This is a genomic window from Planktotalea sp., assembly GCF_049680325.1.
Classification (GTDB): Bacteria; Pseudomonadota; Alphaproteobacteria; order Rhodobacterales; family Rhodobacteraceae; genus Planktotalea.
This window is the reverse complement of sequence record NZ_JBAUHO010000006.1, coordinates 1-11698: the sequence shown is the minus strand read 5'-3', so window position 1 is coordinate 11698 and position 11698 is coordinate 1. Positions and strand designations below refer to the sequence as shown.

General features: G+C 54.3%; 7 protein-coding genes, 1 tRNA gene and 1 rRNA gene. 4 read left to right on the top strand and 5 right to left on the bottom strand.

Annotation, left to right across the window (positions count from 1 at the left end):
- The first annotated feature begins 58 nt into the window (after positions 1–58).
- Entirely contained in the window at positions 59–1042 is a 984-nt protein-coding gene (gene lpxK / locus WBC85_RS00335; RefSeq protein WP_424432697.1) for a tetraacyldisaccharide 4'-kinase, read from the top strand.
- 43 nt (positions 1043–1085) lie between these two features.
- Entirely contained in the window at positions 1086–2486 is a 1401-nt protein-coding gene (locus WBC85_RS00330) for an FAD-binding oxidoreductase (RefSeq protein WP_424432696.1), read from the top strand.
- Here WBC85_RS00330 and hemC read toward each other — a convergent pair.
- Positions 2483–3430, bottom strand: coding sequence for a hydroxymethylbilane synthase (hemC, locus tag WBC85_RS00325; RefSeq protein WP_424432695.1), 948 nt, complete (start codon positions 3428–3430; stop codon positions 2483–2485). The two genes, WBC85_RS00330 and hemC, sit on opposite strands and share 4 nt — an antisense overlap.
- A gap of 96 nt (positions 3431–3526) precedes the next feature.
- On the opposite strand from hemC, the gene hemE reads away from it, so the two are divergent.
- Both hemE and xylB read left to right on the top strand, forming a co-directional pair.
- Positions 3527–4561, top strand: a complete 1035-nt coding sequence (gene hemE, locus WBC85_RS00320; RefSeq protein ID WP_424432694.1) for a uroporphyrinogen decarboxylase — start codon at positions 3527–3529, stop codon at positions 4559–4561.
- A gap of 32 nt (positions 4562–4593) precedes the next feature.
- Positions 4594–6045 carry a xylulokinase gene (gene xylB / locus WBC85_RS00315; RefSeq protein WP_424432693.1) on the top strand — a complete coding sequence of 484 codons (1452 nt, stop codon included), beginning with the start codon at positions 4594–4596 and terminating at the stop codon, positions 6043–6045.
- Here the strand turns inward: xylB and WBC85_RS00310 are convergent.
- The 4 genes from WBC85_RS00310 to rrf all read right to left on the bottom strand — a co-directional run.
- Positions 6040–9258 (bottom strand): reductive dehalogenase, encoded by a 3219-nt coding sequence (locus tag WBC85_RS00310; RefSeq protein WP_424432692.1) that lies wholly within the window; start codon positions 9256–9258, stop codon positions 6040–6042. The genes xylB and WBC85_RS00310 overlap by 6 nt on opposite strands.
- Positions 9259–9327: 69 nt before the next feature.
- Positions 9328–11100, bottom strand: a complete 1773-nt coding sequence (locus tag WBC85_RS00305) for a LuxR C-terminal-related transcriptional regulator (RefSeq protein ID WP_424432691.1) — start codon at positions 11098–11100, stop codon at positions 9328–9330.
- 361 nt (positions 11101–11461) lie between these two features.
- Positions 11462–11538: transfer RNA gene (locus WBC85_RS00300), tRNA-Met, on the bottom strand.
- A gap of 70 nt (positions 11539–11608) precedes the next feature.
- A 5S ribosomal RNA gene (gene rrf, locus WBC85_RS00295) occupies positions 11609–11698 on the bottom strand; the annotation flags it as partial.

The window sequence follows — 11698 nt, the reverse complement described above, 5'->3', positions numbered from 1 at the left end:
TCACCGATGCGGTGATTGACGATATTCAAGAGCATTGGGACGCGTTAGAAAGCAACGGATGAGAGCCCCCGATTTTTGGTACACGCGCCCCGATGCGCCAAACTGGCGCGCACGTTTGCTTGCTCCTGTAGGAGCACTGTACGGCGCATTGACCGCCCGCCGTGTCGCGCAAGGCGCTCGCTTTCAAGCACCCGTTCCTGTGATCTGTATCGGCAATCTGAATGCAGGGGGCACGGGCAAAACGCCTAGCACGATCGCCCTCGCCCAGATGTTAAGTGATATGGGTGCCCGCCCGCATATCGTTTCGCGCGGGTATGGCGGCTCACTAACGGGCCCACACAACGTTCAGGCGAACGACAGCGCAGAAAGGGTTGGCGATGAACCTTTGCTTCTTGCCGCCTTCGCGCCAACATGGATCGCGAAAGATCGTGCGCTTGGGATCAAAGCCGCCTGCGACGCGGGCGCAAGTCATATCCTAATGGATGACGGCTTTCAGAACCCTGCCGTCAACAAGGCCCTGTCTATTGTCGTTGTGGATGCCGGAAAGGGTTTTGGAAATGGCCGCTGCTTGCCAGCTGGACCTTTGCGCGAACCTGTAGCTGCGGGTTTGAAACGCGCGGACTTTGTTTTGTCCATCGGGCCCGAAAAGGCGCAGAACCATTTTGCCAAGACATGGCCGATCACATTGCCCCATCTTCAAGGTCATCTAGAACCGCTTCAGACAGGGATAGATTTTCAAGGCATGCGCTGCATTGCCTTTGCTGGCATTGGTCATCCCGAAAAGTTCTTTGCGACACTGCGTGATCTGGGCGCTGACATCATTCGCGCCGAAGCGTTGGGGGATCATCAAACGCTAACACCCGCATTGCTCAAGCGGTTAGAAACAGATGCGCTTTTGCAAGACGCGCAGCTGGTCACGACAGAAAAAGATGCGGTCAGACTACCGCGCGCGTTCCGCCAGAACGTCGTGACCGTACCTGTGCGTCTAAAGATTGCCGACGAAACCGCCCTGCGCCAAGCGTTGACAGCGCTTACGGCGTAACCCAAAACTTGGATCAACTTTATTCCTGCAAAGCGAGTACAACATGATCGAAAAGCTAAGTGCAATTGTCGGCGCGGAAAACGTCCTGACAGGCAACGATATCTCGCGTTGGCACGAGGATTGGATGGGGCAATATTTTTCTGAGCCGATCGCCGTTGTGCGCCCCGCCTCTACAAAGGAAGTGTCCGAAATCGTTAAGCTCGGCAATGCGACCAAGACCCCGATTGTTCCAGTCAGTGGCAACACTGGCCTTGCAGGCGGCGCATCGGGCAAAGGCCACATCATGGTTTCGATGGAGCGCATGAACAAAATTCACGAAGTCCGCAAAGCCTCGCGCGTGGCAATTGTGGATGCAGGTGTCGTCATTTCCGACATTCACGCGGCCGCTGATGCTGAAGGGTTGGTGTTTCCCCTGACATTCGGTGCGCGCGGCACGGCTTTGATCGGCGGGAGCATGTCTACAAATGCAGGCGGTTCAAACGTCGTGCGCTATGGCAACACGCGCGATTTGATCCTTGGATTGGAAGTCGTGCTACCAACAGGCGAAATCGCCGATCTCATGTCCGAGCTTCGCAAAGACAACTCTGGCTATAACCTGAAGCATCTCATTGTTGGTGCAGAAGGAACGCTTGGTCTAATCACCAAAGCAGTTCTAAAACTCTCGCCCAAACCTTTGGCCTATGCGACCGCCATGGTCGCAGCCCCGTCCATTGCCGATAGCCTTGCATTGCTCAACAGATTGCAGGACGCGACTGGCGGCGCTGTGGAAGCATTCGAATACATGCCGCGCGCTTACGTCGAGCATCACATGAAAGTCGACAGCAACGCCCGCGAACCCTTTGATGCGCCCTATGATGTGAACATTATGGTTGAGGTCGGAACAACCATCGCAAGCGAAGCCGAACCAGACGCGTCAGGGCAAATCCCGTTCGTCACAAAGTTCGAGGAAATTCTTGCCGGTCTATTTGAAAGCGGTGCCGTGCTGGATGCGGTTGTCGCCCAGAACGAAGGACAGCGCAAAGCCATGTGGGAACGCCGCGAGGCCGCAGGCGTGATTATCAACCACCCGCTATTGATTAACCACGACATTGCCGTTCCGTTGGAAAAGGTTGCAACCTTCCTTGATGCTATGGCTGTGCGCTTGCAAACTATTGATCCCGGTGCTCAAGAAATGATCGTCGCGCATCTTGGCGATGGCAACGTCCATTACGCGGTCTGGGGGAAAAGCCAGGACCCGGACGTGCGCGATGCGGTGACGGAAGCTGTCGAGGATGAAACGCTCAAACTTGGCGGCAGCTTTTCAGCAGAGCACGGGATTGGTGTCAGCAAACTGCGTTCTATGAAACGGCGCAAGGACCCTGTTGCGATTGCGGCCATGAAAGCGATCAAGGCTGCGCTTGATCCCAATAACATCATGAACCCCGGGAAGGTCTTGCCTGACTAGCTACGCCAGTCAAAGAAACCTGCACCGGCCTCATCAAGCAACTTCGCAGCCATCGCGCGGCCCATATCCGGGCCGTCTTCGATCGCGCCTGTGATATCATCGCCAATGCTGTCAGATCCGTCTGGTCGCAAAACCTCGCCGCGCAACCGCAGTGTCGAACCATCCAGTTCGGCAAGACCCGCAATAGGCGTTTCACAGGATCCATCGAGCGCCGCAAGAAACGCGCGCTCGGCAGCAAGGCGTTGACCCGTTGGCGTATCATGGATTGCCGAAAGCATGTCAGCGGCGCGGGTGTCGTCTTTGCGACGCTCGATCCCGATTGCGCCCTGGGCAACCGCAGGCAACATTTCTGTCGTTTCAATCGCGCTCTTTGCGACATGAGCCATATCAAGGCGGCGCAGGCCTGCCATAGCAAGGAAGGTGCAATCGGCAACGTTGGCTTCCAGTTTTTTCAGACGGGTTTGAACGTTCCCGCGAAATTCTACGACCTTCAGATCAGGGCGGAAGTTCAGCAATTGCGCGCGGCGACGTAGGGACGACGTCCCCACAGTTGCGCCCGATGGCATATCAGCAAGACGCTCATGTGTTGCAGAGACAAATGCATCGCGCACGTCTTCACGCGGCAGATAAGTGTCCAGCACCAGACCCTCGGGTTGCAACGTCGGCATGTCCTTCATCGAATGCACCGCGATATCAATCGCGCCACAGAGCATGTCATCCTCGATCTCGCGCGTGAACAGGCCTTTGCCACCGATCTCTTTCAGCGGGCGGTCAATGATTTTATCGCCTGTTGTCTTGATTACGATGATCTCGAACGCCTCTTCAGGCAGATCAAATGCCACGCTTAAACGTCGCCGCGTTTCATAGGCCTGCGCCAATGCCAAAGGCGAGCCACGTGTGCCGATTTTCAGCGGTGAGGTCGGGGAAGGAAGTGTCATAGCCATGGTTTACCTTTATGGGGCTGTAAGATAGTTGACAACTGCCCAAGCGCTGCAAAATTGCTGCCTGCGGCAAGACGATACATGCGAACGGAGATTGCAATGACTTCATCCAAAAAGCTGCTGCGCGCCCTGGCAGGCGAAACATTGGAAACGCCGCCAATCTGGATGATGCGCCAAGCGGGACGCTACCTCCCTGAATATCGCGCGACGCGCGCGCAAGCGGGCGATTTTCTCAAGCTTTGCTATAACCCCGAATTGGCCGCCGAAGTCACTTTGCAGCCTATTCGCCGTTATGGTTTTGACGCGGCCATCCTGTTTGCTGACATCTTGCTGTTGCCACAGGCCTTGGGCGCTGATCTTTGGTTTGTCACGGGCGAAGGCCCGCGCCTGTCAACCATTACCGATCAATCAGGCGTCGACGCCTTGGGCAGCGTGGATAACATCCACGAAACCCTAAACCCGATCTATGAAACCGTCCGCATTTTGCGCCGCGAACTTCCAAGCGAAACAACCCTCATCGGTTTTGCAGGCGCGCCTTGGACGGTTGCCACTTACATGATCGCTGGCCGCGGCACCCCGGATCAGGCCCCCGCGCATGCGCTGCGCACAGAGGCGCCAGAGGTGTTCGACGCACTTATGGAACGCATCACCCTTGGGACCATCGAATACCTGTCCATGCAGATTGATGCAGGCGCTGAGGTGGTCAAGATTTTCGACAGTTGGGCTGGTTCACTCAAGGGTGACGCGTTTGACAAATACGCGATAGAGCCAACGCGCCGTATCATTGCAGAGCTGAAAAAGCGTCACCCGAACACGCCGATCATCGCTTTCCCGCGCGAGGGCGGCGACAAGTACATCGGCTTTGCCAAAGCAACCGGCGCGGATTGCGTTGCGCTGGATAATTCCGTCGACGCCGATTGGGCGGCAAAGCATGTGCAAGTGGATGGCTGCGTGCAGGGCAACCTCGCCTCTCGCCATATGGTGACGGGCGGACAGGACCTGATTGACGAAACGCGCGCGATTGTAAAAGCATTTTCTAAGGGGCCGCATATCTTCAACTTGGGCCATGGCATTACACCAGATGCCGATCCTGAGAACGTACAATTGATGATCGACACCGTGCGCAACGGTTAACATCGCAAACGCCGGAAAATCTGGGGAACCAAATGTCAAACACGGTATTGGGGATCGATCTAGGCACCTCCGCAGTGAAATGCGTGTTGACCAATAACGGCAAGGTAACAGGCACAGGCACTTCGGAGTTATCCCTATCCTCACCCCGCGCGGGTTGGTCGGAACAAAATCCGCAGGACTGGATTGCCGCAACACTTGCAGCCTATCGCGACGCAATTGATGCCGCGGGCATTTCGCCTGACGAAGTACGCGGCATTTCGCTTTCCGGACAGATGCACGGCGCAGTTCTTTTGGATGCAAACAATGTGGTTCTGCGTCCCGCAATCCTTTGGAACGATAATCGCTGCACGATTGAATGCAAAATTCTGTTAGAGCGCCTGCCAGAGATCGGCATGATCGCAGGCATTCCCCCCCTCCCCGGTTTTACAGCGCCCAAACTTATGTGGCTCAAAACCCATGAGCCTGAAATCTTCGCGCAGGTGCGCGCCATCTTGCTTCCAAAAGACTACATTGCATTTTGGTTAACGGGCGTGCTTGGCACCGATGTCTCGGATGCGGCTGGCACACTTTGGCTAGATCAAGCGACGCGCCAATGGAGCGACGCAGCTATCTCGGCCAGCGAAATCGAGCCCGAGTGGTTGCCCCCGCTTCACGATGGGTGCGAGCGCATTGGTCCGTTGAGCCAGGCAGCCGTTGACGCGCTTGGAATGCGCGCCGATACACCCGTTTTTGCAGGAGCAGGCGACGCCGCCGCTGGCGCACTTTCAATCGGAGCGGCCTCCGCTGGCAAATGCTTCATTTCCCTAGGAACATCTGGTCAGTTGCTTGTCGTCGATGACGCCTATTATCCAAATCCAGAGCAATTTGTTCACGCATACTGTCATACTATATCGGGCCTTTGGTATCGCATGGCTGCAATGTTGAACGGTGCGCGTCCGCTCTCTTGGTTTGCGTCTGTTCTCAAATGCTCGGTTCCCGAATTGTTGGCAGAAGCGGAAACAGCTGACCTTGATCGCATCCCCCTATTTCTACCCTACCTCACGGGCGAGCGTAGCCCGCATGGCGACCCCGATATCAGAGGCAGCTTTTACGGACTTGATGACGCCACTGGCCGCCCCGAAATGTGCCGCGCCGTCGTAGATGCCGTTGCGTTTATGATGCGTGATGCCTTCGATAGTTTTGGTGACAGCTTTACCCCGACCGACGTTATTCCCGTCATTGGCGGGGGTAGTCGCAGTGATCTGGTGCTGCAAACACTGGCCAATATTTTGGGCTGTAGCGTTGCGCGCACGGACGGCGGCGCAGAGGGGCCAGCATTTGGTGCGGCCTTGCTTGCCGAAGTCGGTATTGGCGTACGCCAACTTAGCGATCTTTCCTTTGACACCGTCATGACAGACCGTTTCGACCCGCTCGATGATCCAGCGCTGCACAAGCGCCTGGCAAGCTACCGCACGCTTTATCGCGCGCTTCGCGGCGCTTTATAGATCAATCGTAAGTTCGCTTTCAGAAGCGGCCGCGCGGGACTGGCACAAGATCAATTCGCCCTGCTGCTGCTTTTTGGACAACACGAAATCGCGGTGCTCCACCTCACCCGAAACGATACCGCACTTGCAAACCCCGCAGATGCCATCGGAACACTTTACATCAATATGCACGCCGTTTTCGTTAAGAACATCAGTGATGGTTTTATCCGCTGGAATTTCGAATTGTTTGCCCGATTTTGCCAATTTCACAGTAAATGCGTGGTTCACGTAATCGGATTGCTCTGGCACCGCAAAATACTCCAGATGACGCGCCTCTTCAGGAAAGCCAAGTTGTTCGGCTGCATCTATAACGCCGTCCATGTAGCGATCAGGTCCGCAGGTGTAGACGTGCCAGCCATCCTGATACCCGCTCAGAATGTTGTTCAGGTCAGCCCGCGTGTTTTGATCCGAGAAGTGAAAATGCACATGCTTGAACCAAGGCACGGACTTTAGATCATCAATATAGCCGGCATCAGCCATCTTGCTGGCTGAATAGTGAAGCTCGAAAGGTTTACCCAAAGCATGCAAGCGATGTGCGAAGGCAATCATCGGAGTGATGCCAATGCCGCCGCCCATCAGGAAAGTCTTTGTCGCGTCCTCAGCTAGTTCAAAATGGTTGATAGGCTTGGAAATGAACACCCGTCGCCCTTCGTTAAAGATGCGGTGCAAGAACCTGGAACCGCCCCTTCCTTTATCTTCGCGCAGAACGCCAATCTGATAACTGCTGCGATCACTTGGATCACCGGACATCGAATACTGGCGCACAAATTCAGGCGATACGACCACGTCCAGATGCCCACCAGCGGTCCAAGCGGGCAAGTCGCTGCCGTCAAATGACGAAAACTCGTACTTGGTCACATTGGCCGACATTTGCTCGACCTTTGAAATCCGTGCCTTGATAACAGGGGCATCCTCGAACGAGGGGTATTCATGTGCAAGCCCATCCGTTTCACCGCGCGCGAGACGTGCTTTATATTCGTCTGCGGAGATCATCGCCTCATAGGCCGCGATGCCTGCCTCACGGTCCATGGCAAAGGGGTACGGCCACGGGTGGGGGGCAAGGTTGGCAGGATATACAGCAAGCGTTTGATCCTCATATTTGAGGTCCAGATCAGTTTGGAGATCACGGCGGTTCACGGGTTGCGCAGGTTTGCGATAGCCTCCGTCATGCTTGATTTCGATATCCCACCACCATTTTTTGGCGTCGTTCAAACCGCCATGCCCGAGCGTGTCATCCAGCTTGGCAAGGATAGGTGCAGCGGCTGGCAGGTTCATCGCCGCCCAGCGAAACGGTTTTTCTGCAAACAGCCCTTCAAGGTTCCAAGGGCAGGTTTTCATACAGCGACCACACATCGCGCCGCCTTCGGTTGTGATGCGATAGGTCGTGCATTTCTGGCTGTCCGATTTCCAGATTTCGTAGCCGTTAAACATAAGTTTCGGACCAGCGGTTATCGCTCCAGACGGACATTCGCGCGCGCACTTGTTGCAACTTTCGCAGAATTTCTGCAGGCCGAAATCAATTGGTTTGTCATGTGCCAGCGGCATGTCAGTTGTCACTGCGCCCGACTTCAATCGTGGCCCCAGCAGTGGGTGCAGGATCACCTCTCCAATGCGGCTAACTTCACCAAGTCCGCTAAGTAGCAGCAAGGGCGGTTGCAGCACTTCACCGTCCATCACCGAATGCGCCTTTGCTTTGTAACCCAGGTTGCGGATTTGCTTCGCTATGACGCCACCAAGTAACGAGAAGCGCAGATAGGCACGCATGCTTTGCGCCACAGCGACCCAGTCATCGCCGCTGGCCCCTTCCATGGTTTCGTAGCCCTGATCGATAATCATCGAAATTGCGTTGTTATGAGGAGGCTCTATTGGATCGCCCGTCGCATCATGACTGTACCATGCCCAATCAGGGCAACGCGATATTCCGACGGCATCAACACCCAGAAAATAGCTCGCCGCCTTGACGTTCTGTGCGTTTCGCTCTGCATCGCTCGGTGCCGTCGAAACTGGCTCTGACGGGCCGTCCTGAAGCAAAACAAATGCCCCCAATATCCGCCGCTGAGCCGCTGATAGAGCACATTTAATAGCGTAGTAGCCACCGCCTGCGGCCTGCTGCTGTTTCTTGCCCATATCGCCAAACTGGGCGCGCGCAAACATATCGGTTCGTTTGGGCACACGCGCGACGCGCGCTTCATCAATAAATGTGGTTGGCGTGTCTTTGCGTTTGAGATTTTCGAACGGCAACGCACCGTCGGCGAAATTGCGTTTGGCATAGGGATCGAGATTCAGCGCGCTTTTCACACTGCCCTTGCCAAGCCACCATGCAGGGCCTTGTGTTCTGAACCAAGGCTGTTTCGCCATTGGCGCAAGCGGTGCATCAACGGCCATTTCAAAAGATGTCGTCACCACAGCAAGGCCGAAACCCGTCCCCAAGTACGGCGCAACAAGCTTATCCCCTTCAACGCTCACCAGCCCAGCCGCAACGGCCAGTTTGTTCATGTCTACATCAGAGGTCGAGCTCGTATGGCAACGCGAGTCATAACCCAGAATGCGCAAATAATTGGCCATGCCTACTGCGGCCTCGGTTGCGCGAAGACATGCACGATGATCTTCTGCGCCCACAATCCACTCCGATCCCGGCTCGTCTGTGCGCACCGCCCTGTTTTGCTCGAACAGAAAAACAATGGCGTGATCGTGATCTTCGATTGTTGAAGGGGCTGCCTGAATTGACTCTTTCAAATCCGCCATAATGACATCAATGCCAGAGGCCAGCGTTTTCGTTTGTTTCGTGAGCAGCTCTTCGGCCAGTCGATCAATGTCGGGGTTCCGGGTAGGTTCGCTAAGTCGCGCGGCTTCGGGCAATCGGCAAATGCCCATCATGGATGCATCTGCAAAATACCCGTAAGATTTCACATGTTGCGCGCGCTCATCCAGATCCGTTGGAACATCAGAACGCACCCCATTCACCAGCCCGTCTCGCACCGCATCCATCATCGCCTGATAATCACCCATCGCATTCACCAAAGAATGCGGCGTTTTCAAATCCGAAAACGAGAGAACCGCCATCGGCGGAACATGGGTTAGATCAGCAAGGCCATTCAATCTGCTCAACCGTTCGCATGGATACGGTCCCATGTGAAAAGGACGGTTCTTGGTCGAGAAAAAACGAATACCCATGTGCTCTCCTGCGCTTGGAGCGATGCTGCCCGAAACTCAAGAAAATCGCCATATGCTAAATCCAGTGTTTCAAGCCCTATGCGCCGCAGCGGCGATCCTGGGCAGCAAAGTGTCATACTCTTGAAAAATCAGGAGCTGGCCAGCATCAGAAATGACTTCGATATCTATCCAGGGGTAAGTTTCGCGATATTCAGCAATAGTCGCTATATCGGTGGCGGGATCCTGACCACCGTTCACAAACCAGGTCTTCGTATCCTTGCATTTTAGCATGAGGTGGGACCAGTCTGCTTCGGTTGCAAGCACTTCATGTGCGTAGGTCTGTGCAACATCGTTCGACTTTCCGAGGATCAGTTCTGCGTTTGAGTATAAAACAGGATGGAGCGCCTTATCGTCGATCATTTTTACATCGGCAGCCGATCTCTGGTTTATCTGGCGAAACGTCTCGGCAGGTCCAACTCTCCGGGCCATGGCAAAGGCCGCCTTGGCGCTGAACTTTAAAAGATGCGGGGCGTGCTTTGCCGTCGATAAAAAGAAACGATGCCACTTGCCCATTCCCGAATAATGACGATCACCGGGCAGACAGGGACGTGCGCATAGGCCTATAATTTCGCTAATCATTTCTGGAAAGTGGCCCGTGAAATCGGCGGCAAATATCAGATCGTTGCCTTGAGTAAGATAGGGCAGTCGGGCAATCCCTAGATGCTCTAAAAGATGCAGCGTATCTTCGCGCGTGGATTTCAACACGTCTGATTTAGGATCAATACTGTCACTTTGTCCGTATCCAGCCCGGATTGGACAAATGATGCGCAACCCTTGGCTGAACGCGAGTTTTATCATCGGAGCATGCCAACGTGCTATGCAATACCCCATATGAGAATAAAGCACGGGCTTGCCTGTAACAGGGCCCATGTCGTGGTAGTCCATGCGCCGCCCGTCAGGCAAAACCAGTGTCTTGAACGGCTTCCAGACCTCGGCATCTAACCAGTCCGATGCAATAAGAATGGGCGCGCTGCGCGATTGCGCCTCCTTTGGGATTGCTGTCTGCGAAACTTCGCTTAGCGACATAACCAATCGAATAACCTCTGATTGGGCCCGTGCATTCATTTTTGAAAGGATCGACTTGATCTGCCCGCGTACGGTCCCTTCGCTAGTGCCTCGATCCAGCGCTATTGATTTTGCGTCAAGCCCTTCGACCATTGCGCGCACCACACCCTGCTCTGCGGCTGTTAGGCCGAACACTTCTTCAAGGGTATGTCCAAGCGCTTCCTGCCAGTGAAGCCGCGTTGTCACGACCAAAGCATGTTTCGCAGTAACTTCGTATGCGCTCTTCAATATACGTACCTGAAACAATGCTATTCTCAAATGCCCGGGAAACTCGATCTTTAAAAGACGATCCGGGCTGGCCGTATTACGAAAGACGTCACGCACGCTTGTCTGAACTGCATCCAGCGCATCGCGTGGCAGGTTTAATGCCGTTAACTGGGCACCATCTTCGATCCCGAATGCTTGCTGGGCGCCTGCATTGCTGGCGACAATTTGCAAGTTCAGATCCACGATGAATGCGGCAAGCCCCTTAAAGGGTGTGAGAATGGCCGCCAGATCTGACTCTTCGCCTGCGTCCACTTCACGGGACAGAAATGTATCAGCGCGGCTTAAATGCGCTTGATAGGCCTCATCGAACTGGTCAATGGCCTTGATCGTCTGGCGGGCGACACTTGCATCAAGACCAGCATCGTTCCACGCATCAATGAAGGCTTCCAGAGAATTCGGATCAAGCGCAATATCGTAAAGCTGCTCAACAAACTTTTCAGGATTAATGTCTTTGTTGGAATCGTTTTTCATAAATATTTTTCCGCAAAAAATAACCGCACGCATTCATTGGAGATCGGTTACTCTCATAGCTAGCAGCTAAATTGTGGTGTGTCTGTGTCTGCAGGTTATCACATCACCGATGTCTGACGTCAGCACTCGTTGGACAGAAAAGGCCCTCAAATCGGGCTTGGTACCAACTTGGTCCATTTAGGTTTTTGGTAGGAAAAAATGAAAATGCTTAAGTCTAGTGTAGACAACAGTACGGCTTGAAGTGGACGGATCAAGATAAAAGCATTTTTAGCTTTCAGGAGTATTTTCTTCCGGATTTGAAATGCAAACGCAAAAAGCCGCCCTTGGGCGACTGTTAACGTATGAGTTGTGTCTTGTTTGTTGGTTGCGGGAGTAGGATTTGAACCTACGACCTTCAGGTTATGAGCCTGACGAGCTACCGGGCTGCTCCATCCCGCGCCAATTGTCTTTTAGTACAGACATAAACGCTTAGTTTTTCTCACGAGGTATATAGATATTGGATTACTGGGATTGGCGGTGACCTACTCTCCCACGTCTTAAGACGCAGTACCATTGGCGCGGTGGCACTTAACTGCCGGGTTCGGGATGGGACCGGGTG

Excerpts from the sequence above, each read along its gene's own strand:
- WBC85_RS00330 (WP_424432696.1), top strand. The coding sequence starts at position 1,086 with ATGATCGAAAAGCTAAGTGCAATTGTCGGCGCGGAAAACGTCCTGACA.
- WBC85_RS00305 (WP_424432691.1), bottom strand. The coding sequence starts at position 11,100 with ATGAAAAACGATTCCAACAAAGACATTAATCCTGAAAAGTTTGTTGAG.
- hemE (WP_424432694.1), top strand. The coding sequence starts at position 3,527 with ATGACTTCATCCAAAAAGCTGCTGCGCGCCCTGGCAGGCGAAACATTG.
- WBC85_RS00310 (WP_424432692.1), bottom strand. The coding sequence starts at position 9,258 with ATGGGTATTCGTTTTTTCTCGACCAAGAACCGTCCTTTTCACATGGGA.
- hemC (WP_424432695.1), bottom strand. The coding sequence starts at position 3,430 with ATGGCTATGACACTTCCTTCCCCGACCTCACCGCTGAAAATCGGCACA.
- xylB (WP_424432693.1), top strand. The coding sequence starts at position 4,594 with ATGTCAAACACGGTATTGGGGATCGATCTAGGCACCTCCGCAGTGAAA.
- lpxK (WP_424432697.1), top strand. The coding sequence starts at position 59 with ATGAGAGCCCCCGATTTTTGGTACACGCGCCCCGATGCGCCAAACTGG.